This is a genomic window from Clostridium senegalense, from assembly GCF_018916625.1.
In the GTDB taxonomy this organism is placed as follows: Bacteria; Bacillota; Clostridia; order Clostridiales; family Clostridiaceae; genus Clostridium_J; species Clostridium_J senegalense.
This window is the reverse complement of sequence record NZ_JAHLNC010000006.1, coordinates 71,353-98,116: the sequence shown is the minus strand read 5'-3', so window position 1 is coordinate 98,116 and position 26,764 is coordinate 71,353. Positions and strand designations below refer to the sequence as shown.

Annotated in this window: 25 protein-coding genes; 6 read left to right on the top strand and 19 right to left on the bottom strand. The window is 25.5% G+C overall.

Features of this window, described 5'->3' with window-relative positions:
• Window positions 1-68: 68 nt before the first annotated feature.
• Entirely contained in the window at window positions 69-1,493 is a 1,425-nt protein-coding gene (locus KQI36_RS11520) for an APC family permease (RefSeq protein WP_216450999.1), read from the bottom strand.
• A 422-nt stretch (window positions 1,494-1,915) separates the two neighbouring features.
• Here KQI36_RS11520 and cutA point away from each other — a divergent pair, with 422 nt between their 5' ends.
• Window positions 1,916-2,251 (top strand): divalent cation tolerance protein CutA, encoded by a 336-nt coding sequence (gene cutA / locus KQI36_RS11515; protein ID WP_216451102.1) that lies wholly within the window; start codon window positions 1,916-1,918, stop codon window positions 2,249-2,251.
• A 141-nt stretch (window positions 2,252-2,392) separates the two neighbouring features.
• On the opposite strand, the gene KQI36_RS11510 is transcribed toward cutA, so the two are convergent.
• The 4 genes from KQI36_RS11510 to KQI36_RS11495 all read right to left on the bottom strand — a co-directional run bounded on the left by KQI36_RS11510 (window position 2,393) and on the right by KQI36_RS11495 (window position 7,616).
• Entirely contained in the window at window positions 2,393-2,632 is a 240-nt protein-coding gene (locus tag KQI36_RS11510; RefSeq protein WP_216450998.1) for a YgjV family protein, read from the bottom strand.
• A gap of 143 nt (window positions 2,633-2,775) precedes the next feature.
• The gene (locus KQI36_RS11505; RefSeq protein WP_216450997.1) at window positions 2,776-3,900 is read right to left on the bottom strand and encodes a helix-turn-helix domain-containing protein; all 1,125 of its coding nucleotides are present in this window, start codon (window positions 3,898-3,900) and stop codon (window positions 2,776-2,778) included.
• 124 nt (window positions 3,901-4,024) lie between these two features.
• Window positions 4,025-5,887 (bottom strand): ABC transporter ATP-binding protein, encoded by a 1,863-nt coding sequence (locus KQI36_RS11500; RefSeq protein ID WP_216450996.1) that lies wholly within the window; start codon window positions 5,885-5,887, stop codon window positions 4,025-4,027.
• Between the two features lies 1 nt (window position 5,888).
• Entirely contained in the window at window positions 5,889-7,616 is a 1,728-nt protein-coding gene (locus KQI36_RS11495; protein ID WP_216450995.1) for an ABC transporter ATP-binding protein, read from the bottom strand.
• A gap of 313 nt (window positions 7,617-7,929) precedes the next feature.
• On the opposite strand from KQI36_RS11495, the gene KQI36_RS11490 reads away from it, so the two are divergent.
• On the top strand, window positions 7,930-9,270 hold the full coding sequence (locus tag KQI36_RS11490) for a Na+/H+ antiporter NhaC family protein (protein ID WP_216450994.1): 1,341 nt from the start codon (window positions 7,930-7,932) through the stop codon (window positions 9,268-9,270).
• A gap of 123 nt (window positions 9,271-9,393) precedes the next feature.
• Here the strand turns inward: KQI36_RS11490 and KQI36_RS11485 are convergent, their stop codons facing one another.
• The 6 genes from KQI36_RS11485 to KQI36_RS11460 form a co-directional block, all read right to left on the bottom strand.
• Window positions 9,394-10,164 (bottom strand): DUF2087 domain-containing protein, encoded by a 771-nt coding sequence (locus KQI36_RS11485; protein ID WP_216450993.1) that lies wholly within the window; start codon window positions 10,162-10,164, stop codon window positions 9,394-9,396.
• 199 nt (window positions 10,165-10,363) lie between these two features.
• Window positions 10,364-11,146 carry an ABC-2 family transporter protein gene (locus tag KQI36_RS11480; protein WP_216450992.1) on the bottom strand — a complete coding sequence of 261 codons (783 nt, stop codon included), beginning with the start codon at window positions 11,144-11,146 and terminating at the stop codon, window positions 10,364-10,366.
• Entirely contained in the window at window positions 11,127-11,903 is a 777-nt protein-coding gene (locus tag KQI36_RS11475) for an ABC-2 family transporter protein (protein WP_216450991.1), read from the bottom strand. The genes KQI36_RS11480 and KQI36_RS11475 overlap by 20 nt, the downstream gene beginning before the upstream one ends.
• Complete coding sequence (locus tag KQI36_RS11470) at window positions 11,900-12,877, bottom strand: ATP-binding cassette domain-containing protein (RefSeq protein ID WP_216450990.1); 978 nt, start codon at window positions 12,875-12,877, stop codon at window positions 11,900-11,902. The genes KQI36_RS11475 and KQI36_RS11470 overlap by 4 nt, the downstream gene beginning before the upstream one ends.
• A gap of 56 nt (window positions 12,878-12,933) precedes the next feature.
• Window positions 12,934-13,827 carry a GNAT family N-acetyltransferase gene (locus KQI36_RS11465; RefSeq protein WP_216450989.1) on the bottom strand — a complete coding sequence of 298 codons (894 nt, stop codon included), beginning with the start codon at window positions 13,825-13,827 and terminating at the stop codon, window positions 12,934-12,936.
• Between the two features lie 122 nt (window positions 13,828-13,949).
• Window positions 13,950-14,699 (bottom strand): nitroreductase family protein, encoded by a 750-nt coding sequence (locus KQI36_RS11460; protein WP_216450988.1) that lies wholly within the window; start codon window positions 14,697-14,699, stop codon window positions 13,950-13,952.
• Window positions 14,700-15,009: 310 nt separating this feature from the next.
• Between KQI36_RS11460 and KQI36_RS11455 the strand changes: the two genes are divergently transcribed.
• Entirely contained in the window at window positions 15,010-15,201 is a 192-nt protein-coding gene (locus tag KQI36_RS11455) for a DUF6440 family protein (RefSeq protein ID WP_216450987.1), read from the top strand.
• Window positions 15,202-15,502: 301 nt separating this feature from the next.
• On the opposite strand, the gene KQI36_RS11450 is transcribed toward KQI36_RS11455, so the two are convergent.
• The 6 genes from KQI36_RS11450 to KQI36_RS11425 all read right to left on the bottom strand — a co-directional run bounded on the left by KQI36_RS11450 (window position 15,503) and on the right by KQI36_RS11425 (window position 21,027).
• Window positions 15,503-16,414 (bottom strand): transposase, encoded by a 912-nt coding sequence (locus tag KQI36_RS11450; RefSeq protein ID WP_216450986.1) that lies wholly within the window; start codon window positions 16,412-16,414, stop codon window positions 15,503-15,505.
• 286 nt (window positions 16,415-16,700) lie between these two features.
• Window positions 16,701-16,871, bottom strand: coding sequence for an aspartyl-phosphate phosphatase Spo0E family protein (locus KQI36_RS11445; protein ID WP_244991573.1), 171 nt, complete (start codon window positions 16,869-16,871; stop codon window positions 16,701-16,703).
• A gap of 67 nt (window positions 16,872-16,938) precedes the next feature.
• Window positions 16,939-17,715 carry a GNAT family N-acetyltransferase gene (locus KQI36_RS11440; RefSeq protein WP_244991572.1) on the bottom strand — a complete coding sequence of 259 codons (777 nt, stop codon included), beginning with the start codon at window positions 17,713-17,715 and terminating at the stop codon, window positions 16,939-16,941.
• A gap of 191 nt (window positions 17,716-17,906) precedes the next feature.
• Window positions 17,907-18,668, bottom strand: a complete 762-nt coding sequence (locus tag KQI36_RS11435; RefSeq protein ID WP_216450985.1) for a class I SAM-dependent methyltransferase — start codon at window positions 18,666-18,668, stop codon at window positions 17,907-17,909.
• Window positions 18,669-18,913: 245 nt separating this feature from the next.
• The gene (locus KQI36_RS11430; protein ID WP_244991571.1) at window positions 18,914-20,356 is read right to left on the bottom strand and encodes a HAMP domain-containing sensor histidine kinase; all 1,443 of its coding nucleotides are present in this window, start codon (window positions 20,354-20,356) and stop codon (window positions 18,914-18,916) included.
• Window positions 20,335-21,027 (bottom strand): response regulator transcription factor, encoded by a 693-nt coding sequence (locus KQI36_RS11425; RefSeq protein ID WP_216450984.1) that lies wholly within the window; start codon window positions 21,025-21,027, stop codon window positions 20,335-20,337. Before KQI36_RS11425 ends, KQI36_RS11430 begins: the two co-directional genes overlap by 22 nt.
• A 364-nt stretch (window positions 21,028-21,391) precedes the next feature.
• Here KQI36_RS11425 and KQI36_RS11420 point away from each other — a divergent pair, with 364 nt between their 5' ends.
• From KQI36_RS11420 to KQI36_RS11410, 3 genes are read left to right on the top strand one after another with little or no spacing between them, the layout of a single operon-like run.
• Window positions 21,392-22,138: an ABC transporter ATP-binding protein gene (locus KQI36_RS11420; protein WP_216450983.1), complete on the top strand. Its 747-nt coding sequence runs from the start codon at window positions 21,392-21,394 to the stop codon at window positions 22,136-22,138.
• Window positions 22,139-22,167: 29 nt separating this feature from the next.
• Entirely contained in the window at window positions 22,168-22,980 is an 813-nt protein-coding gene (locus KQI36_RS11415) for an ABC transporter permease (protein WP_216450982.1), read from the top strand.
• Between the two features lie 17 nt (window positions 22,981-22,997).
• Window positions 22,998-23,783, top strand: a complete 786-nt coding sequence (locus KQI36_RS11410) for a hypothetical protein (protein WP_216450981.1) — start codon at window positions 22,998-23,000, stop codon at window positions 23,781-23,783.
• Between the two features lie 158 nt (window positions 23,784-23,941).
• Here the strand turns inward: KQI36_RS11410 and KQI36_RS11405 are convergent, their stop codons facing one another.
• A complete protein-coding gene (locus tag KQI36_RS11405; protein WP_216450980.1) occupies window positions 23,942-24,838 on the bottom strand; it encodes a GNAT family N-acetyltransferase in 897 nt (298 codons plus the stop codon).
• Window positions 24,839-24,859: 21 nt separating this feature from the next.
• Window positions 24,860-26,560 (bottom strand): M3 family oligoendopeptidase, encoded by a 1,701-nt coding sequence (locus tag KQI36_RS11400; RefSeq protein ID WP_216450979.1) that lies wholly within the window; start codon window positions 26,558-26,560, stop codon window positions 24,860-24,862.
• Between the last annotated feature and the right edge of the window lie 204 nt (window positions 26,561-26,764).

Here is a 26,764-nt window from a genome sequence, read left to right as displayed (position 1 = left end):
CTATAATGTTTACTTATAGAACCTACCTTGTATCATTCTTTATTTTACGTCTTTAAAACTCCTGTATTTTATGCGACAGTATCTTTATCTATGCTTTCATTATTTTTAGCTAAAATAGGCATTATTAATCCTAATCCTATTAATACAAATGGTGTAACAATATTTAATACTAATTGAAATTTATCTTCAGAATACATTCCTCCAATACATGCAAAAGCAGTAAATGCAAAGCACCATGCACCAAATATAATACCTACCATTCTATTTTTCACAAATTTATATTGTGGATTGAATTTTTCTCCAGCTTTTTTAAGAGCTATATATGCTGCAAATACCCATAAATAACGAAGTGGCATACATACAGCATTTAATTTAACTAACCATTTAACTAATACATCTACATTTCCAATTCCAAAAATAGGAACTATAATTAATATGGATACAATAACAAAAATAAGCTTGTGTCCATTAGTATACGCCCCATTTTTATTTTGTTTAAACATTACTTCTGGAATAAATCTTCTATCTGCACCATCAAGAAGCATACGCAATGGTGCGTCTATTGATAATATTAAAACTGCAAATTGTCCAATCATGTTAGTAATTGCATATATAATTACAAATAAATTTCCTAAATGATAATACTGACCTAATTTTTGAAATGCATAATATGCACCATTAGTCATTAAGTCTTTAGGAACATTATTTGAATCAAACATCATTCCAAGTGAAATGGTACCTAAAATTGCACATACAGCAACCATAATAGCAAGTGAAATCATCCCTTTTGAAAATCCTGTTTCAGGATTCTTCATTTTATTTACATATGGTGAAATTTTTTCACATCCACCAACAGCAAAAACTAAAATAGAAAGACTAGTGAAAAATTTCGCATCAAAAGTTGGCATAAATGTTTTTAATGACCAATCTATAGAATATAATTTAGCATCTGTAATAGCTGGAGCAGCTGTCATTAAAAGAATAAATAAAATTGACATTATAAACATAGATGTTCCTGCAAATGCTGCTAACTTCTTTAGTATGTTTAATCCCTTTGATGCAATATACATACCAATTACAAATATTACTAAACAACTTAATTGTAAAATCTTTGGCTTCATACTACTTACTCTGTTATCTTGAAAAATTGCCCAACTTGTAGCAATTACAAAGCCTGATGGTTTTTGTGAAATATATGGCATATGGACTACCCAATATGTCCAACCTGCATAGTAAGCAAGTTTTGGACCTATAGTTTCATGGATCCAAGAACTAACACCACCACCACAATCTTTAAAAGCAGAACCTAACTCACCTACCATTAAAGCATAAGGGACGAAATAAATTCCAAAAATCAAAATCCAAGATATAATTGCTTTAAGTCCACCATATTCAGAAAATCCATTAATAACATTTCCAAATCCCCACACTGTTGAAAATGCCATAAATGCTAATGTATACCACATAATTTGTTTATCTTTATTTTCTGACATAACTTATCCCCCTTTTATTATTAATAAATTTAACTACATTGTAACATAGTTAATTGAATATTCACATAATTTTTATTCGTTTTTATTTTTCATTTTTCTGCAGCAATTTCATTATTGTGCTATTTTGTATCATTTATTACATTTTTATTTGACATATACATTAATAATTTTTATAGTTACATTCAATTTTATATTTTAAATATGATTAATCTATAATTTTTTTAAATTTTTTAAAAAATAATTATAAATATAATTTTAATACATAAAATATTTATATATAATTATTTTTAAAGCAATATTTTACTAATTAATTATATATTAAAGGAGGAGTTCTATTGGAACTTTATTGGCTGCCTATTAAAGTATCGAAAATATAAATATTTCTTAACTTTAATAATTAATGAAAGGACAATTATACTATGATAGAATTTGATTTTTTAAAAATAGAAACATTTATACCTGAGGAATATGTACATAAATTAAGAATGTCATTAAATAATATTAATGCCCTCACTGTAGGTGGAAATTATGATAATTGTATGGTTGTTTCAAAAGTCACTAGTTTTTGGCGTCCATTAAAAGGAGCCCATCCTTTTAATGGAACTATAGATAAACTATGTGAAATGGAAGAACTTAAAGTTGAATTTTGTTGCAATAATACTTTATTAGAAGATGTTATATCTACAATAAAAAATGTTCATCCTTATGAAGTTCCTGTTATAAATATAATTCCTGTAATAAATCCCTTCAAAATATAATAAGAACAATATATCAAATTATTAATTTAGATAATTTGCTATATTGTTCTTTTCATTCTTAATGTTTTTTTAATATATTTAAATTTTTTAATATTAAAATAATCATATAAAAACTTTAATTATTATCTTTAAATTTATTTTTTATTTTAAATCTTTATTATCTAAATAAATTCTATATAAATTCCAAAAATTTATTAAGATTATAGCACCATTTGTAACTATAACTGGATATGCCCTTATCACAAAACCATAAACAACAAACAGTATACAACCAATTGTATTAAATATTCTAAGTTTAATAATAGATGTCATAAGTAATGATATAGCAATAAATAATGATGCTGCATATCCAACCCATTCAATCATTGGAATTTCAAGCATAATATCACTCTCTCCTAAATTAGTTTATTTTAATTTAGGTTTTGATATTTTAACATAATTTATTCTTTTTTACTCTATTAATAAAATTATTTCTTTAAAAGTATCTCATTAAACATTAAAATGTATATTATATTTTTTATAAGTTATCTAAATTCCTTTAAAGATTTTTCCTCTAATACTTGTAATTCTTTAACTATATTTTTAAAATCATTACTTTCTCTAATCAGATCAAATTCTTCATGTTCAAAAATCTTGAAAATATTTTCGTATAAATTCATTGTTATAGTTCTTTCACTAGTTTTCATTTCATTAAAACACCAAAAGTTACTAAATTTTTTCATATTATTTATATCATTGTATTTTATATCTTCAACCATTTCATAAAGCATTTTTACAGCTTTTTTATCCTCTTTAAAATTTAAATATACCTCTGCAAGATTTAAATATTCTATATGTAATCCTAATATAGAACTTTCTTTAGGCAAAATCATTCTTTTTAGATCTATAGACAAATTGTAATATCTTTCCATTATTTTTAATCTATCTTTACTTTTACTCTCATTATAATATGAATTAGCTAACCCCATACATATCATAGTTATATTATTTATATCCTTGAATAAATTACTTTGAAGCAATTCCCTAGCTTTCTTAAATTCCTTTTTCCTAATGTATATACTTGATAATACAATGTCAGTATCTAATTGACTTTTTTTTATTTTTTCTAATGCCTCTATAGCCTTATCCTCTTCTCCAACTATAGAATAAGCAGCTCCTAATTGAAATAAAGATTGTTCAATTAAATCTATATCATTACAATTTTTAGCTATATCCTCAAATAATTTAATAGCATACCATATCATGCTCATAGATTTTTCTTCATCATTGCTTTTCCACGAATACACATTAAATAATGCACCTATTTTTAGTTTTAAATCATAACTTATAGGATATTTTAAAACATATTCCTTACTTTTTTCTATAGCACTTTTTATATTACCTTTACTAAATAACACTTCACATTCTTTAAATATATTCATTACTTCTTTATTGGAAAGTTTAATTTTAAAATTAAATAGTTCATCCATAGAAATATTAAAAAATGTTGCAATAACAGGTAATATTGTTATATCTGGGTATGAAATACCACTTTCCCATTTTGATACTGCTGCTGTAGATACTCCTATAAATGTTCCTAATTGGTCTTGAGTAATTCCTTTTTCTTTTCTTAGATTATAAATAACTTCCCCTATTGATAATTTATTCATTAATCATCACTCCATATATAAAATTTGTAAGACCTTACGACTTTAGTATAATTCATACCTATAAGTTAACCAATGGAGTGCCAGTTAAATTTTATATTTAAAATTTAACTTATAGTAAAAAACATTATATGTTATCTTCTTTTTTTAATTGTTTAGAATACATATCATAATAAACTCCTTTTTTATCAATAAGTTCATTATGATTTCCTTTTTCTTTTATTTGTCCATCATCTACTACCATTATAGTATCTGCATCTCTAATAGTACTAAGCCTATGTGCAATTATAAAACTAGTTCTTCCTTTCATAAGTTTTAACATTGCCTCTTGTATATTTAGCTCCGTACGGGTATCAACACTGCTTGTAGCCTCATCTAAAATTAATATATCTGGGTCAGACAAAATCGCTCTTGCTATAGATAACAGTTGCCTTTGCCCCTGGCTTAAGTTACTTCCACCATCTAAAAGAACTGTTTCATAACCTTTCTGCATACGTCTAATAAATACATCTGCATTTGCCATGATTGCAGCTTTCTCTACTTCTTCATCTGTTGCCTCTAGCCTTCCATATCTTATATTTTCCATTATCGTACCAGAAAAAAGATATGTATCTTGTAATACTATACCAAAGCATTTTCTTAAATTATCTCTTTTATAATCTCTTATATCAACACCATCTATTAGAATTTTCCCCTTTGATACATCATAAAATCTTGCTAATAAATTTACAATTGTAGTTTTTCCAGCTCCTGTTGGCCCTACTAATGCAATATTGCTTCCTGCCTTAACATGAAAACTTACATCTTTAAGTATTAGTACATCTTCTCTATATCCAAAAGAAACATTTTCAAAAATTACATTTCCTTTTAAATTGCTAATTTCTCTTGCATTTAACCTATCTTTATCCTCTTCATTTTCATCCAAAACTTCAAATACCCTTTCTGCCCCAGCTACAGCAGATTGTAATGTATTAAAAATATTTGCCAAATCATTTAATGGTCTTGTAAATTGTCGAGAATAACTTAAAAAACTTGCAATTATCCCCACTGTAATCATATTTCTAACTGCAAGAATACCACCAACACCAGCAACTACAGCAAACCCTATATTATTAATTACGTTCATAAGTGGCATAATAAATCCTGACAAGATTTGAGCTTTTATACCTACATTACAAAGTTTATTGTTTATACTATAAAACTCTTCAACAACCTTTTCTTCATAGTTAAAGGCCTTAACTACAAAAATTCCTGATATAGATTCTTCAATCATTCCATTAAGCTTACCAAGTTCTACTTGTTGCTCTTTAAATAAAAATTTTGTTCTTTTAGCAATAGTTTTCGTAAGTAAAAAAACTAGTGGTATAGTTATAATACTAGCTAATGTAAGCCATTTACTTAAAGTTAACATCATTATTAAAGAACCTACTATAGAAATTACTCCTGACATTAATTGAATTGTAGATTGTGAAATAGTGGTACTTACATTGTCAATATCATTAGAAAGCCTACTCATAATGTCTCCATTACTATTAGTGTCAAAAAATGATATCGGTAACTTTTGAAGCTTTTTAAAAAGATCATTCCTTAAGTTTTTTACAATTTTTTGAGATATACCTGCTATAAAATATCCTTGTAAGAAATTCAATATTCCATCAACAATATATGAACAAATTAATACAATTACTATTATTTCCAACATTTTTAAATTTACTAAACCATTTCCAAAGGACATAATATCTATTGAACGACCGATTAGATAAGGTACTGCTAATGATATTAATGAAGTAATTATTATAAAAATAAATACTAATACTAATAGTTTTTCTTCTTCTTTAAAATATCTCCACAATCTTGAAATAGTTTTTTTAAAATCTCTTGGCTTTATAACTGGACCTATATGTCTTTTTCTTCCACCAAAACCACCTGGTCTAATTGAAGGGCTTTTTTGTATTTGAATTGATGTATCTTTATATTTATCACTTTTCATACTATACCAGCTCCTTACCAACTTGAGATAAAAATATCTCTTTATAAACCTTGCAGCTTCTCATAAGTTCTACATGCTGCCCAATACCAACCACACTTCCATTATCAATTACTATTATCTTATCAGCATCCATAACTGAGGTAATACGCTGAGCAATTACTATGGATGTAAGATTTGTAGAATAATTTTTTATAGCTTCACGTATTTTTCCTTCAGTAACTACATCTACTGCACTTGTACAGTCATCTAATATAAGAATTTCTGGTCTTTTAATCAATGCTCTAGCAATAGAAATACGTTGTTTTTGTCCACCAGATAAATTTATTCCTCCTTGTCCAAGAATTGTATCATAGCCTTCTGGTAAATTCTTAATAAACTCATGAGCCTCTGACACTGCAGCAGCTTTTTCAACTTCATCATAGCTAGCATTTTCCTTTCCCCATCTTATATTATCTATTATTGATCCTGAAAAAAGAATTATATTTTGAGGTACTATAGCTACTTTTTCTCTAAGCATTTTTAAATCTATATCTTTAATATCAATATTATTTATTCTTATATTTCCTGAATTAACATTATAAAAACCTTCAATCAAATTAACAATAGTACTCTTTCCCGAGCCTGTAGATCCTATAATCCCAATAGTTTCTCCTGACACACAAGAAAAACTTATATTTTTAAGAACAGGCTCCTTTAAATCATTAGAATAAGAAAAACTTACATTTTCGAAATCTATTTTTCCCTTTAATAAATTATTATAAGTTTGTTGTTTTTTTACATTCATATCACTTTCTTCTTGAAATATTTCTCCTATACGCCCTGCTGAAGCTTTTGCTTTAACTAACATAGTAAATACAAAAGATATCATCATTAATGAAAACAATATTTGTGTCATATAGTTTATAAATGCAATTATTTGTCCCACTTCCATATTGCCTTTATTTACTCTAATTCCACCTATCCAAATAATTGCTACTATTCCTAAATTAACAGTAAGTGTAATACCCGGTGAAAATATTGACATTATACCCATTGCCTTAGTTGATATGTTTGCCAATTTCTCATTAGATTTACTAAAACGTTCTGTTTCATAGTTAAATCTATTAAAAGCTTTAACAACCCTAACCCCTGCTAAATATTCTCTTATTACAGAATTTACTTTATCTAAAGATTTTTGAATCCTTACATAAAATGGATAACCTATTTTCATATTCATATATATAATTATTGATACAATAGGTATAACTACTATAAATGTTAAGGACATACTAGGATTAAGGTTTATAGCCATAATAATACTACCTATACATAAAAGAGGTGCTTTTACAAAAACTCGCATAAGCCCATTAACAAAATTCTGAACTTGAGTAACATCATTACTAAGCCTTGTAACCAAAGATGCTCCATCATACTTATCTAAAGTTACAAAAGAAAGACTTTGAACTTTTTTAAAAAGATCATATCTAAGCTCTGCACCAAACTTTTGAGATACAGTACTTGATATAATATTACGACTTACTGCTGATAATGCCCCTAATCCAGTAATTCCAAGCATTAGTATAGTCATTTTAAAAATAAAATCCATTTGCTTATTTTTAACTCCTATATCGATTATTTTAGACATTATAGTTGGTTGCATAAGATCACAGGCAGCTTCCAATGTTAAACAAATTATTGCAATACAAAAAAGTTTCCAGTATTTTTTTATATACTTATTTAAAAAGTTCATTACTATACACCTCATCCTATAAAACTTCTTTAATATAAAATATTTTATTATAAATTTTTTTTAAAATTCTTCTTTCTTATATATTTAATCATAAAAAATATACTATGCAAAAACATAATATATTTTTAAATTATATAATTTTTTTAAAATAACCTATACTTTTAACTGATTATACTTATAGAAAAAATTCATTTGTCTCACATTATAATTCGTGTTACCATAATCTTAATTATAATTGTACTACTTTTAGTCATAAAATTACATTTTTCTACTAACTATAAATATTAATTTTCAATGAAGGGGCGTTTATTTTATGGATATAATTTTAGCTATGCTTTTCACATTTTTTATACTAATTCTTTCTGTTTATAAAGGAATCTTTGTTGGATTTCCATTATTATTAGGATTTTTAATTTTTGCTTTCATTTCATTTAAAAAAGGATTTATGATAAAAGATATTTTTAAAATGTCAATTGCTGGAGGAAAAAAAGCCATTGTCGTTTTAAATGTATTTGTATTAATAGGTTGTATAACTGGTATATGGATGGCTTCTGGAACAGTTCCTGCAATAATATATTTTGCTATAAAATATATGAATTTAAATTTTTTCATATTATATGCTTTTCTAATAAGTTGTATTGTGTCTTTTCTTTTAGGTACATGCTTCGGTACAGTAAGTACTGTAGGAGTAGCATTAATGTTAATGGCTAAAAACGGAAATGCAAATATAAATATTGTTGCTGGTGCAATTATTGCTGGTGCTTATTTTGGCGATAGATGTTCACCTATGTCTTCTAGTGCAAATTTAGTATCAAATTTAACTGAAACTAATCTTTTTATAAACGTAAAAAATATGTTCAAGACATCATTAATTCCATTTATTTTATGTGTAATTTTCTATACAATCCTTTCAATAAAGCATCCACTAAATCTTACACAAAGTAATATGGATGTAGAAATAGTAAATACTTTTACAATAAATTGGATTATTTTATTGCCAGCAATACTAATTTTAATTTTTTCTTTATTTAAAGTAAACGTTAAAATATCTATGCTTGTTAGTATTCTATCCGCCTGTATTATTGCCATAATATTTCAACATTACACACTAGTACAAGTTTTTAAATTTATAGTTTTAGGATTTAACTTAGATTCTCATAGCTCATTACAAAACATATTCAAAGGTGGAGGAATCATATCCATGTGTAAAGCAGCATTTGTTGTTTTTATTTCTTGTGCTTTAGCAGGTATATTTAACGAAACCAATATGTTATCAAATATTCAGGTAATATTAACTAAAGCTCAAACACGCTATAGCTTATTTATATATACTACTATTACCAGTATTTTCACTGCAGCCTTTGGATGTAATCAATCTATTGCTATTGTTTTGACACATCAACTTATGGATAAAAGCTATGAGGACAAAAATATTGATAAATATAAATTAGCTATAGATCTAGAAAATACCGCAGTTTTATTATCTGCACTTATACCTTGGAATATAGCAGCATTTGTTCCAACTACTACGATGGATGTTAGTGGTGTAGGATTTATGCCCTTTGCTTTTTATATCTATCTTGTTCCATTAATTAATATCATATTTCTTAAAATTTCAGATAGAAAAAACTTAAATTACTCTATAAATAACTGAAACTTTTTAAAATTTATATAATTTAATATATTATATAAACAAGAATATACCATTATAAATGATAAAAGCTAGTAATAGTACTATTACTAGCTTTTAAATATAAGTTATTTTAAATTTTAAAATTTATTCTTTAACCCAATAACCACTACAGTCATTTGAACGTTCAATAAATCCATACTCAACTAAGGCTCTTCTTAAAGAAGCATAATCCTCATATATCCTTTTTAATATTCTATTTATTTCCTTTTCAGAATAAATCTTTCCTTTAGAAAAATTCTTAACTACTTCTTTTAATATTATTATTTTTTTCTTTTCCTTTGATGGATATGTTTTTATGGCACCTGTTTCATCCATATACGTTTTAATTATAGTATTTCTTTCCTTATCAGTTACATTATATCTATCATCTATAATAGTTGCTGTTTTATGGGCGTCACATAAAATATCTTTATCTACTTTATTTATTTTCTTCTTAGTATCCTTTGAAATTAAATCCATAATAGCCAAAAACAATCGTGCTTGCTTTTCTTTTTCTCTTAACTTATAACGATGATTTCTAATTGTTGATTGCGCAACACCAAGTTTTGATGCCATATCTTTATCACATAAACCTTCAGCCATCAACATTAATAATTCTCTTTGAACATCAGATATGCCAGTAAAACTACTATTCATTCCTAATAAATATTCTATAACAGAACTATGCTTGTCTTTTATATGCATTTCCATTGTTTTTTTAGCATCATATAAACAAGATTCTATTTCATAGATTCTTCCCTTTGTAAATATTTCTTCACAAATTATACATTTATAACTATCATCATTTTCTACATACCCTTTTTTCACTTCTTCAATAGTTGCATCCCAAAATAATTCTTTGTTACTTTTATCCATATTATTCCCTCCAATATTATCTACTACTTATATAATATAGTTTTATTTAAGTTTTGTCTACATATATATAAACATTTTTGTTATTTGTTTATTTTTATTAATTTCTTCATAACAAAAAAACTAATAGCATATACACGCTATTAGTTTTCCCTTAACTTTGTTAATATAATAGATATTCTATTTTTATTATACATACTTACTACATATTCACCGCATGATATTTCTTAACCCCATTTTTAAACACATAGAAAAATATTATCATTAGCATAATTGGAACTAAAATCATTATAAAAACATCTATATTATTATATTTATTTAACGCTATTCTACATGGTATTGCACTCATAATAAATACTGGAATAATAAATGTTAAAATATATCTGACTCTATTAGAAAATATACTATCTGGTTTTTCAGCTAATGATAAAAACTGAACTATTATTGATGATAACGCGAAAGAATGAATGCCATATAGCTGCAAAGAAAAAATGATTGCAAATATTAAAACCATAGATATGGTTGATAATATTATTGATACAATATAGAATAATGAAATTCTTACATTACAATTTTTTAAACATATTAAATTAACTATAAATAATGGAATAGTAGAAAGTAATGCAGGAATATTTATATTACGATATAAATAATATTTCAAATTAGTTACTGGTGATAATAATGCATATACAAATAACCCTGACCAAATCTCATCACAAAATATATCTAATCCTTGAGTGAAGAATACAGCAAATAAATTATTTACAACATAGTAGCAACTTAAATATAAAAGCATTTCCTTTGAAGAGTAAGTACCATAAGAATTTAAGCTTGTTGACATCAGAAGATACCCTAAAAACATTGAAAAATACATTGAAAAATCTGCAAGTACCCAACTTATTAGATTGATAGGATATTTTCTACTCCGCTGAACAGCATATATAAATGATTGTTTTAATAATCTTTTATGTTCCATAACTGACATACTTTTTTACACCTCTCTTCCATACTACAGCTGTCAAAATTGATAATATTAAAATCCATATTAATGGAACGAAATAATACAAACAATCTATACGGAAAAATTTGTTAGTAAAAAATTTACTTGGCACATAGCTCATATAAGAAAATGGCATAAGCATTAACAGTTTTTCATATCTATAATTTAATATATCAATAGGAAAAAACGCTCCAGAAAAAATTAATATAAAGAAGCCTTTTACTGCACTAATTCCCCATATTTCATTAAGATAAAAACAAAGAGCACCAATAAAAAAAGATAATAAACAATTAAGTATTAGAGCTGTAGCTAAAAAATATACTAGCTTTAATGATAATACTAATCGTACATGAAAAAAAATTATAAAAATAATAAGTGGGACTATTATCAATAATAATCTAATTAATTTTTCAGATAATTTATTAATAATTAACTGTGTTGAATAATGAATAGGTAGAAGTAGTCTATATCCTAATTTAAATGTCTTAATATCTTCAGCTATTTTACTTTCTAAATTGAATTGAGTAAAATCCAAAATAATATTTGATAATGTTATATAAATAATCAATTCATGAAAGGAGTATGTTAGTTCATTTGTTGATGCAATTGACCTCCAAAACAAATAATTGATTATTAATGGAACTATAAGTGAACTTATTATTTCTATAAAGAAATCAACTCTATAATATGAAAATCGTTTAAATTGAAATTTTATATTAGATATAATTTTCAACCTTTTCATTCTTTAATACCTCTTTTATATAAATTATCAATCATATCTTCAAGAGTTGCATTACTGAAATTAACACATTCAATTTTATCAAAATTATTTTCAATAAACTTTAAAACATGTAAACTATCTTCTTCTCTATATTTTATGAAATATGACTTATTAGAATCTTTATTGGATATATTTAAACTATTAATATTTATACATTCATGTATATTTTCACAACTAAAAGAAACTATTTTTTCTAATTTAGTACACTTACTAAGTTCATTTAAATTTCCATTAAATATTGTTTTACCTTTATCTATAACATATATTCTTTCGCACAAAGCTTCAATGTCTTGTATATTATGACTGGTCAATATAATGCATGCATTGTTCTGTTTTACATATTGCTTTAAAAAATTACGTATTATTTTACATGACTGATAATCTAAACCTAGTGTTGGTTCATCTAAAAATATAGTATGAGGTGTATGGAGAAAAGAGAGAATAATTTCACATTTCATTCGCTGTCCTAATGATAACATTCTGCATTGTTTATTTATATCTAATTCATTTAGTAAAAGATTTTCCGCCATTTTTCTTGTATTTTTCAGACCTTCACTTTCATCAATATTATAGTAAGCACTATATAAACGTACTGAATCTATTAACGAAGCATCTGGATCTAACTTTGTATTTTGGCCTAAGATTAATGCAACATCATTTCTATATTTTTTACTTTTTAAAAAAGGATTGCAACCATTTATATATATTGTTCCTTTGTCAGGTTTCATAATACCAGACAACATTTTTATAATAGTTGTTTTTCCTGCACCATTTAACCCTATAATACCTATAATTTCACAATCATTAGCAATAACATTAAAATTTTCAACTGCAACTTTTTCAGTATATTGTGGATTAATTAAATTACCTATAACCCCTTTACCAAAATGCTGCTTTATTTTGAATGTTTTACTAATTTTAGTTGCACTAATCATTTCGACCTCCTACTTAATTACTTATATATAATTTTATTTTAAAATCTTATACACATTTACTTTTCTCTATAAATATTAGAAATTACAGTATCATAAAATCCTACTGCTTTATATATATTAACTGCTTCATTAATAATATTTGTGCTTAAGTAAACACATTTAACCCCATCATCAATTGAACTATTTATTACATAGTTTACTAAAGCCTGTCCTATTCCTCTTTTTCTATATTTTTCATTTACCACTACATATTCAAGTCTTGAAAAACTTATATCTTCTAAATAAGCCCAACAAACAAATCCAATAACCTTATTTCTTTCATTTAGAACACAGGCTAGTTTATATTCATTGTTTAAAAGTTCCTCCATTTTTTTCTTATTACCATTCCACCTAAAAGCTTTATCTAGTAATTTAAAACTTTCATCTATAATTTTTTTATTACTTTTATCAATTAAATTTATTTTCCATTGAGATTCTTCTTTTTTAACTCCATCAATATCATAACGCATTTCTCTTGAGGTTCTTCTATACTTCCATCCCAATTCTGAGTAGCATTGATCTAATACAACATTTTTATGGGATACTACTGCTTCTAGAGTATTAAATACCTCCATTTTATTATCTAATACCAGATTTATTATTATATTAAGACCTTCTTTAAAGTGAAATTCTTCATTCACAATAGGACCAATAATATATCCATCTCCTTCATTAGGAGTATATAAGTAACCACTTATCCCAATAGGTTTATCTTCATAAAATATAATATATATACTTTTTTCCAATGTATTTTCATACATTTCAACTTCTGCTAACAATTCTTTCATATTATCACACTTAGGGTAACCCAGTTCATATTCTCTATTGACTCTTGAATGCTCTAGCATCTTCTCTACAAAATATTGATCATCCTTTGAAAAAGGTTTTAAACTAAACATTTTCTTTCTCATAACAAATTTCTCCTTATCCCTTGTTATTTATTTTTTAATCTTATAAATATATCTATTATATTTAAACATATTTCAATATATATTCTTAAAACTCCTCCTAAACTATTTAATAATTTATTTAATTATAAATCAAACTTAGATTCTTTTAAGTTTTGTCTAATACCATATTCTAGCTTGTCAAGCTCATCTTTTTTAAATTTATTATATGCATAAGCTTGCCCTAGATTATAAATATTTTTCAACTTAAAACTTTCAAGATTTTCTTTACTATTTTTCATTAAAAACAGAGTTTCTTTTTCTTTATACCATTCTATAATTTCTTCCTCAGTAGGCTCTTTATAAGTATTATAATGAATAATAGCTTCCTTTGGTAGCCTATCAGAAAGCTTTCCATTATTATTAGGATATCCTAAACATATCATTCCTGCTGGAAAAGTATATTCTGGATTATTAATAACATTTTTTACATTTATAGAGGTTATATCTCCATAATAATATGCACCAAGTCCTAAACTTTCAGCAGCTATAACAATATTCTGTAATGCAATTAATGCATCCCAAATAGCAATATAAAAACCTTGCAAACTATTCACCCAACAATTATCTACTACTTTATCTACTTTAAACCATTTGCTAGTTCTAAATTGATCTGCTAATGCAATAATTACCAAAGGAGTATTATAAACACCTAACTGATTAAGTTTATTCTTATCATTAATAACAACAAAAGAATAAGATTGTAAATTTCCACCTGTAGCCGCCCTTATACCAGCATCAATAATTTCTTCAATGATGTTATCTTCAACTTTCTTATCTAAAAAGCTTCTGATAGATTTATGGTTTTTTAAGTTTTCAATTACAGCATTACTCATTTTACCACCCCTTTAACAATATTAACTAAATATACTCCAAATACTTCATAATTAACAGACTGTTATTTATTTCCTTTTTATGGTATAATTATTATATAGAATAAATATCAATTATAGCTTTTTTAAATATAACAGGCAGTCTATTAAAGACTACCTGTTTTTACATTTCTATAATCTAATTTAGCATTATTATATCTATTTTCCTTATCACTTTTTGTTTAACTTAACATTATTCTAATATAAAAATTTATATATAATGAGAATTTAATTCTATATTTCACGAAACATATAAATTTAAGGAGGATTTGAAATGTTTAAAGATAAAAGCGATAACAAAAGATTTGAAGTCATTTATAAAGAAGATAATGTCTCTGGTTGTAAAATACTTGTAGACAAAGAAACAGGAGTTCATTATTTATTTAGTTGGACTGGATACGTAGGTGGAATAACTCCACTCTTAGATCAAAACGGTAAACCAATTGTTTCTCCAATTAACAAATAACCCCTCCCTAAAAGGTGACAGTTATTAAATATTATTAAATACTAAAAGACATCTCATATTTTAGTATATTACTGTAATTTTCTTTAAATTTAATAACTGTCACTAATAAAATAGGGTATTTAAAATAGTTAACAGTAACCAACTATATATAATACCTAATTAAAAGTTTCAATATCATATTTTTTGAAATAGCTTGTACAATTTTTAATAAAAAATATTAGTCTTGAATTTTTAACCTATTTTTACTGTGAAGGTCTTAAGTCTAATTTTTTTGTATATACTTTAACTTTTAATTTTCAATCTAACTTATGAAATTTTCAAAAATCATTTTATAATGGCTATTATTTATTACTAGTTTTATAGCTCTATTTCCTAATTGAGATATTCTACTAACACTTAAGCTCCCAAGATTTATAGCTATATCCTTGCATTTTTCTCCACAAAATGCTGTTGCAAGTAATGTTACCATAGCTCTAGCGTTTTGATTGTAGCTTCTATTTTTTATAAAGATTTCATTAGACTGTATATTTTCTTTTTTAGCTACAAAATCTACTACATCTTCTATTTTGTAATCTAATTTTAATATTCCCCGTTCATTAATATATTTTTCTTTTTTACTCTTAATTTTCAAATTTACTTTTTTCAAATTATCTACATGTTCTTCCATAGTATATTCAAATAATTGGGCATATTCCTTTCTTGCTTTCTTTTTATTTTTATCTAGAAATTTTAATATCCTTTCTTCATCCAAAACCCCGAAAAGGTCTTCTTCTCCTAAATAAGTTGACATACTTGAAAATAAATATTCTTGTGGACATTCTCTAAAGCCTGGTAAATCTTTTGCATTTCTATGAATATATAAAGATACTGCCAATAAATACCTATCATTGTCTATTATTTCACTTTTGAACCTACCTTTACATAAACGTGAATCTAATTCATATTTTTTATTATAGAACTTAACATATCTTAAATTTAAACTTTTCATTATTACAGAAATATCTTGATCTTGACAATCTATAAGTAAATGAGCATGATTGTCCATTAAACAATATGCGTATAACTTAAATGGATATTTCGTTTGGCTTTCTTTTAACTTAATCATAAAAGTTGCTTTATCTACATCTGATTTAAAAAGCAATCTGTCTTTAACACTTTTTATAATTATATGATATATTGCATATTTTTCTTTTTTTCTTGGCTGAGTTGGCACTTTAATACACTCCTTAATTTTTATGCTTTTATCTTGATACTTGACACATTGAACTTTTATATTCACTTTTTTTATTTATAACACCTAACTCTTATAAATGTATAAAGTAAATCTGTAAATCCTATTTTTCTTATTATGGTGACAGTTATTAAATTTCCAAAACAACTTTTATAAACATATATTATCATTTAAATATTGAATGACTTTTACTTAATTTAATATGGTCTTTGAGAAATTTATGAAATACGCCTCGAAGAAGGGGTTTTATTTTAACCCCTTCAGCTGTTTACTTTTTCAATTCTTTGAGTATATCATTATAATCATTCAAAGCTTGATCAAGTTTTTGGCTTGCTGCAATGACTTCTGGATGTAGTAGGTCAGATTTCTCATTAATTAAATCTTGAAGTTCTTGTCTCATAACCAAAATAATATTTTGCATATCTTCAATTTTTCCCAAAACAATCCCCCCTTCATTATAATCATATAATAAAGGGGGAATTATTTTGAAATTTAATAACTGTCACTTATATACGTCTCAAATCGATAGAATAAGTATCATAGTCCTCTTTAAATATATATCCTAATTTTTTAGCCAATGCTACTGAGGGTAAATTTGCTGCATCCCAACTAGGATATTTATTTCTACTTAAACAATCTAAAATCAATGACGCACAAACTCTTGTAGCAAATCCTCTTCTTACATAATCAGGATGAGTATCAACTTCAATTTCTATACCATCATCATAAACACTGTAAGAAGATGCAACTGACACTATTTTATCATGATGTAAAATACAATACCCTATTCCCTTTTTTATATAGTCCTCTATAGAACTATACTGACTTGTTATATCTAGAGAAAGATCTTGTAATGATTTAGAATATGCTAAATATGAATCTATTTTTTTTAGTTCATATCCATCAGGAAGCTTTTTTAAAAACTTTTTAAGCCTTTCTTCTTCTAAATACCTACTACTTTTCTCAAAAGAATATCTTTTTACTTTCTCTACTCGTCCCTTATGAACCTCTTCTATGCGCTTTTTCCATTCGTTACTCTTTACAATTACTAAGCTATATTTGGGCAAGTTATATAACATTTCTTCTGCCACATCAGAACTTGCATCCCCTGCAAAGAATACAAAAACTCCAACTATAATTTGTCCTACTTTAGGATTTTTTATATCATCAACCCATGCTTTTCCCATATGTCCTTGTAAACATGATAAAATCATAGTATCATCCATGCCATCAAACATATGAAACAAATCTTTTTTTAAATCACTATCCGCTTCATAAAACATCTTAAATCTCCTTTATAAGTTCAATATATCAAAAATATATATTTCCATATACTAAAATCTTAATTACCTTCTATTAATTTCTTTATTTTAGTAATTATAACATCTAGTCTAGTTTCATTTATGCAGTGATTGCTAGAAATTTCTCCTTAAAATATCTACTTTTTTCACCCAACTCACCTTGTTAGATACCTCTATTTATTTAATTTGCACCAACTAATTTCTGTGTTATATTCTAAAGTTACTTTGTCATTTTCACTATATTTATTAAATAATTCCTTTAATTCAACCATTATGCTTTCAAATTTCGGATTCTCTTCACTAGGCATATATGAATATGAACAAATTAATCCCTTTAACCCTTCAAAATCTACTTCTTGTCTATTTATTAAGTTGTTCTTGTGTATAATTTCATCCTTAAAAAATTCAACTTTAGAATCTTTTATAGATTCTTTAATATATTTCTCCCCATATTTTTCTGTAAAATTTAAAAATTCACTCATAAATTCATCGGATTTTTTTGGTATATTATATAAAATTACAATTGAGCCATTCGGCTTTAATATTCTTTCAAATTCTTTTCTTGTCTCCATAGTTTCAAACCAATGAAATGCTTGTCCTACAGTAATGACATCTACTGATTTTTCCTTTAGATTTGTATCCTCAGCACCACCATTAATAGAGTGAAAATCATTGTATTCTCCAAGGAATTTTTCAGCTACTAATCTCATATTCTCATTAGGTTCGACGGCATAAACTTTATTTTTATTATTTAAGAAAATCTTACTTAAAAGTCCCGTGCCTGATCCTATATCTGCAATTATACTCCCCTTACTTAGTCCGATAGTTTCTTCTAAATACTGTATTATTTCTCTAGGATATGTTGGTCTATATTTTCCATAATTATCTGCACGATTATTAAATCTACTTTTAGGTTTAAGTTCTTCTAAATTCATATGAATTCACCTTCCAATTCTTAAATATGTTTTAATAGTACAGTATTATCTAATAAAATTCGTTTAAATCTATATTTTTATTAAAGTATAATTATTAATAAACTGTTAAACATCATTATTATTTTGCTAAGTTTAAACTAATTATATTTATATTTTAAATTCTTATTTTATTTGACATTTTAATTTATAATTTATTACTACATTATAAAATATAAATATCATACTTTCTTATATAGTGATTTCACCTAATTTTTTAATGGTAGTAAAAATTCTACAGTTGCACCACCATTAGCGTTGTTATATGCATGAATTTTACCGTTGTGTTTTTCAACAATAAGTTTGCATATATAAAGTCCTAATCCAGAACTACTTTTATAGGCTATATCTTCATTGCCTTTATAAAATTTATTAAAAATAATATCTGTTTCATTCGTAAAACCTTTACCAGTATCTGAAACCCTAAATAAGAGTGAATTATCTTTTAAAAAACTTTCAAGCAATATTTCATCATTTTCTTTTGTATGTTTTAAAGCATTTGATATAATATTTGAAAGAGTTTCTTCTATTCTGAATGCATCAAAAAAGCAACTGTCTGTACCTTTGAATGAATGGGAAATTACAAAATTTACTTTTTTTTCATCACAAAGATAAGAAATATTTTCTTTAATACATGAAATAAACTCTTCTACGTTCACATTTTGCATATTCAAAGATAAGTTTGGTCTTTCTAAATCCCATACCTCATTCAGCTGATTTATTAGTACTCTTACTATATCAGCATTGTTTAGTAAAATTTTAATATATGACTCTTTTTCTTTATCTGATATATTAGTATAATTACCTGAAAGTAATTCCAAATGCCCATGTATAATAGTTATTGGAGTTTTTATATCGTGAGTAAGAGCTAAAATCATATCCTTTCTTTGTTGTGTCATTAACCATTGTGTTTTTAGCGAATCCTCTAAAGCCAATCTCATTTCCTCAAAAGCTAATAAAACATCACCTATTTCATTTTCATAAGACAAATCTGTTGTAAAATCTAGGCATCCATTTTTAATTTCATCACTCATTATAATTAATTTTCTAAAGCTTTTATTAAAACCAGATGAAAATAATAATGAGAAACTAACTGTGACTATAATATTAATTAAAAATATTGTAATAATAGAAAATAAACTAAAAAAAAGTTCACAACCTATTTTTTGAATAAAGTTGTCAATAACAGTAGTTTCTACAATAGGATTACTTAAATATTTTTGGACAAAACCACCTTTTAATTCGTTATTAAAAATTAATGGAGTAAAAACAATCATATAAGTTTTTTTATCAATCTTATTATACTCTTTTACAGAATATCTGTTAGATTTTATAGAAACCTCTTCAGGTAGCTCACTAGAATTTGAAGAATATAAAACATCCTTATTTTTTAACAGTACCCAATAATTAAAATTTTTTTCCTTTGTCTGTTTATCTATTTCCATTTTAAAATTCTCATCAAAAATCTTATCTATATTTCTTGTTGCATACATTTCATTTGAACATGCCAATTTTTTATTATAACTTATAAATAACACTGAACAAATGACAATACTAGAAATAATAATTGATATTATAGTAGTAAAAATAAAGAACAATATAAATTGGGTTTTTATCTTTAGCTTTTTATTTATGTATTTGAAGACTCCCATTTGTATCCTATCCCCCATACAGTCTTTATATAATTTTTAGATATATTATTTAATTTAAATTTACCTCTTATTCTTTTTATATGTTCAGTTACAGTGTTAAGATCACTTTCACTGTCATACCCCCATATAATTTCAAATATTTGCTCTTTAGAAAATACTTGTCCAGGATGGGTGCATAAAAGTTCAACAATTTCATATTCTTTTTTAGCAAAATCTATTATATTTTCATTTTGTTTAATAGATTTTGATATTAAGTTAACTGATATATTATCAAAATCTAATTTAGTTCTTTCTTTTTTTATTAAATTTTTGCAGGTTCTTTTAAAATGAACATTTATTCTTAAAATAAGTTCTTTTAAAGAAAAAGGTTTTACTATATAATCATCACCACCAACTAAAAAACCTTTAACTCGTTCTTCTTCAAGTCCTCTAGCAGTTAAAAAAATAATGGGACAATTAACATTTTTTCTGATTTGTTTGCAAATATCAAACCCATTTAAATCTGGAAGCATTACATCAAGTAAAATTATATCTAAATCTTCCCTTATTTTTTCTAAAGCTTCATATCCTCTTATAGCAAAATCAACTTCAAAACCTTCAAATTCTAACGCAGGTTTTATAAAAGAAATAATTTCTTTGTTATCATCTATAATGAGTATCTTTTTATTCATTAACAATAATCACCTCTTATTCTCTATCTATTAACATTTAACATTAAACATAATAAACTTTAGTATATAAAATTTCTAAGTATAACTTATCTAAATTAGACTAGTGTTATTCCAAATATATACATAATGGTATATCTTTACTATGTTTATTGCAAGTACAAACTCTTAACTTATTTAGTTGTATTTAATTAAATAATAGATTTGAAATATATTTTGCAAATTTGATTTATTATTTCATTTCACATGTCAAAGTTTATAAAAAGTTTATTTTCATCTGTTTATATAATAATAGATTCTTCCTATATTTAGTTAAAACAAACTAAATATAGGCGTGAAAATATATTAACATATGGAGTTGAAATAAATGGATAATAAAAAAATTGAAATTAAAAATGTAAGTAAAACTTTTAAAAAAAGAAGAGTAATTAAAAATGCTTCATTTGAAATTTTAAGTTCAGATATTTGTGGCTTTATAGGGCCTAATGGTGCTGGTAAAACCACAATAATGAAAATGATAACAGGATTAATTAGTCCCGATAAAGGAAAAATATTTGTAAATGGTGTGGATGTAAATAAGGATAGAGAAAAAGCTTTATTTGGAATAGGTGCTGTTTTAGAAATTCCAGTATTTTTTGATTATATGTCAGGACGAAAAAACCTTCAAAATTTATCTAGACTTAATTATGGTATGACCAGAAAAGAGCAGCTTGAAAAAGTAGAAGAGGTATTAGAAATTGTAGGGCTTAAAACTAAAGATGATGATAGAGGCGATGATAAGGTAAAAACGTACTCTTTGGGGATGAAGCAAAGACTAGGACTTGCTCAAACATTACTTAATAATCCATCAATAGTAATACTAGATGAGCCAACTAATGGACTTGATCCTTTAGGTATGAAAGAGCTAAGAAATTTAATATTAAAACTTAGGAATGAAAAAGGAATTACTTTTTTAATATCAAGTCACCATTTAGATGAGCTGCAAAAAATATGTAATAAATATATACTCATAAAAGATGGGGATATAAAGTGGAGTGGTAAATCAAATGCACTATTAGATTCTATAGGAGATACTAGAACATTAGAAGATGTTTTTATGGAATCAATGCAATAAATCTGTAAAAAAACTATGAGGTGAATTTGATGTTTAAGAATATTTTTATTTATGAATTTGGAAAATTTTGGTGGAAAAAGATTAATATACTCTGCTTTATTAGTATACCAATAGTCGTATTGATATCATTAAAATTTGCATTAGAAACTAATGCTAATGCAAATTTTACAGAAGTAATATTTAGTTCTAATATGAATTTTCATATATCAAGTCTTCAGGAAATGTTATTAACTGCCTTTAATCTAATTATAATAATTTTTTTCATATTGAGTTTTAATGAAGAATATAGAAAAGGAAATTTAAGGTTAGCTTTTTCAAGAGCAATTTCTATAAAAAAGCTGTATATAGCTAAAATTTTAGTATTAGCTTTAAATATATTTTTAATGCTTATAGTTCACTTTTTTATCGCTATTATTATAGCTAATATTTTTTTGCCTAAAGTTAGTGAGACGGCATTATTCTTAAAAGAAGGATTATATAGTTTTAGTAGTGTAGCTTTATATACTATTAAATATTATTTTTTAGCATATTTAACATTGATAGCATTTGGAAGTATTGTTCAATTTTTTTCTATAAAGTGCAAAACAATAACAACTGCATTAGGAGCCAGTATAGGTGTATTATTTATAAATATTATTTATATGGCAGTTATAATTAGTTTTTGCAATGAGACAAATATAGATAGCTATATGTCTATATCAACAATTTATACTCAATTTAATGGGGCTGCAAGTTTTGCTGCTGGAATTACAAATATTTTTCTAATTAGTATGATAATAATTATTTTATTTTTTCAAATTTTATCGTATTTAACATTCATAAGCGAAGATTATTTAGAATAGAAAGGAAGAAAAGTTATATGAGAGGATTAATTTTAGCTGAGTATGAAAGAATTTTTCAAAGAAAAAGTACTAAAATATTGTTTGGGATTTCAATCCTATTTCAAATTTTTAATTTTATGTTACTTCAAGTTCATTGGAAAAACAGTACAGTAATTTTAAAAAGAGGCGTAGAACTTCCCCTTGATAATCTTAATTATGCAGTCATGCAATTACTAGATTTTAATGTTGTTCTAATATTCATTATATTGCCATTATATTTTTCAGAATGTTTAAGTTTAGAACTTGATACAGGAGCTTATAAAATGATATTATTGAGGCCAATAAAAAAGTGGAAACTGTTAGTATCTAAGTGGATAGCTATAGCAAGTACTTATGCATTAACTTTATTATGTGTTTATTTAACAAAAACTTTAATTGGATATATGTTTATGCCAAAGGTTAAATCCACAAAATATTTTATTTTAACCTCCTCTGTAGGAATAGGAGGTTCTATACTATACAACTTAAAATATTATTTAATAATATTTTTAATACATTTATCATTGCTTGGTATAACTTCATTAATAAGTACTATAGTAAAAAAGCCTATTTTAACATTTTTAGGAAGTATCACTTTTATACTTACCTCAATATATTTATTTAAGCCAATGTTTGATATATTTTTTAAAACAACTGAAATTGGATACTATATTTTGGCAGGCTCATATAATTTTAATAATATATATATTGTTTTAATCATTACTTTGTGTTGTTTAGGAACATCTCTTTTTATTTGGAATAAAAGAATAGGTAAAATGGTATAATTCACAATTAAATTTAAAACACCAAGTAATAATGTAAAAAGTAACGTTTTACCATTATTTACTCGGTGTTTACATCGTTTTTTGTTTTTAATAATCTTCAATATACTATTATAAATAAACAGTATTTCAAACTTAATACTCCAACTTCTTTTTATCACTTATATAAGCTGCATATTAATTAATTCGCTTCCCTTTAAAAAGCCTAGCTTATAGTATAAATCTTCTGCATTATTCCCTATATCAACATACAATCTAATAGCTGAATATTCTTCATTTAACACAGTAAGTGCTTTCTTTATCATATTGGTACCAATTCCTCTACCTGAGTAGCCTGGTTTTACAGCAATTTGAGAAATTAATGGCCACTCTTTCCAAATAGATATATAACAAAGCCCTACTAACTCTTTAGTATGTTTATCATATACAAGTGTTGATGCTTTATTTAAAATACCTTTTCCTAAATTATCATCAAAATACTCTTTAACCCATGAAGTATACTCCTCTAAACTATAATTAAAATTTAATCCTTCATTATTTTCAAATGCCTCATATAAAACTTTTCCCATTTCCAATTCATTTTCTTTATTAGGTGAACAAACATAAAAATCATTTTCCCAAGTAATATCAAAGAGTTCCGTTGGTCGTATCATCCAACGTCCGCTCTCTACTCTTACAAATCCTATACTTTTATAAAATTCAATTTGATGTAGATTAACTACAGAAGCTTCAATAGGTTTAGATATATCTGACCACTCAACTAAAACCTTTTTAAGCTTTTTTAGTATGATGCCTTCATCTAAACATGGTGGAATTAAAAATAACCCTTCTATATAATTAGGTTCAATAATAACCCCACCAATTTTTTTACCATCCTTTATTATCCAAAAACAGTTATCATCTCTATCAATAATTGAACAAACATTATCATAACTTTTTTCAAATGAATTATTTATATAATAAATTCCATAATATTTAGAAAATACTTGATTTTCTGCTCTTGCAAGGGTATATCCTTCTTCTAAATCATATTTAAATATTTCTTTTAAATATGTCATGTACACTCACCGCCTTATATATCATATTAATTTTTCTTCTATATCAAGTATCCATTCCCTTATACATTTTATAATGTATTTTATACTTTCTTCTTCAAAGGGATTTTTTAGATTTCCTAATTTAATAATTTCTAAAAATGATTTACTTCCCCCAGCTTCACATACTTTCATGTAGTCATTCCAAGCTTTTTTACTATTTAATTTAGATTTATGCCAAAAATCAAATGCTACTATTTGTGCCAATCCATAATCAATATAATAAAAGGGTCCCCAGAAAATATGTGATTGTCGTAGCCAATATCCACCCTTATCTAAAAAGCTATTTTCTTCATAGTCTCTATAAGGCATGTACTTCTTTTCAAGTTCTCTCCAGAAACTATTTCGCTCTTCATATGTAGCCTCTGGTTTTTCATATACAAAATGTTGAAATTCATCAACAGCTGCAATATATGCTACCAAAAATAATGCATTGCACATATGTTCAAATTTATATTTTTCTGCATCTTCTTCAAAAAAGTCCTTTACCCATGGCTCAGTCAAAAATTCCATGCTCATGGAATGAATTTCTGCTACATCTTCAGATGGAATTATATATTCCGGTATATCATAATCTCTACATAAATATAATTGAAATGCATGCCCCAACTCATGAATAATTGAATTAAAATCCTCTGTAACTCCGTTATACACTAGAAATACGAAGGGAGATTTATATCTAAAAATATACTCACAAAATGCAAAACATTCCTTATTTTCTCGGTTTTCAATGTCAATAAGATTATTTTTAACTACATAGTTAAAAAACTTTCTCGTTTCATCTGATATTTCTTCATACACCTTTTGTAATTTTTTTATAATATCTTTTTCTTTTATATTTAATCGAGCATTTCCATTTTTAAATTGTATAATCTCATCATAATATTTTAATTTATCTACACCAATTCTTTTCCCCTGATGCTTTGCAAGTTCTTTATTTAATGGAACAACATACTTCAATATTTGTTTTCTAAAGTTAGACACCATATTTTTATCATAACCCACTCTTTTCATACGTGCATATCCCATTTCAATAAAATTTTCATATCCCATTTTTAAAGCCATTTTATTTCTTACTTTTACAAGTTTATCAAACAGATTTTGTATCTCATTTTCATTTTCTATATATATTTCTGTTTGAGCTTCATATCCACTTTTTCTTATCTCTCTTAAATCAGAGTTTATATACTCATTAAACTCACATATTCCAATAAATTTTCCATCAAATTTTTTTCTACTTTTTAATTTGTTAAATAGCTCAAAATAATCAACCATAATCTTATTTTCTTCTTGTAATTCTTCTATTATTTCATCAGAAACACATCTCATTTTCATTTTTGCCAAATCAAAAAGTTGATTCCCATATCTACACTTGAGCATTTTTTTAAATTTCGAACTATCTAAAGCCTTATAATATTCGCAAATTAATCCATCCATAATAGGTTCAGCATCTGCATAATACTCCATTTCTTTACTATAAAACTCATTATCTACGCCTAAACATTTTCTTAATTCACAAATAACTTTCATAGATATAAATTCATTTCTAATTTCATTAATTTCATTTATTACAAAACATTGATTTTCATAACAATCACTATTTCTAAAATCCTCTATTAACTTAAGAACTTTTCTTTTAGCTTCTTCTATATCCACCCTTTTATATTTAAAATCTTCAAATCTCATAACATTCTCCTAAATTTAATTCTTTTATAATTTATAAAAATCATATTATCCATGATTTAATATTTGCATATATAGGGTTTCAAATATGATTTTTAGTTGTAACTTAGAAATTCTTATGAGGTTTTTTAACATTTTTAGGATTGAAACCCAAGGACGGGTTTCGCGACTGCCTATACAGGACGTCACTGAAATATGTTTAGAAGT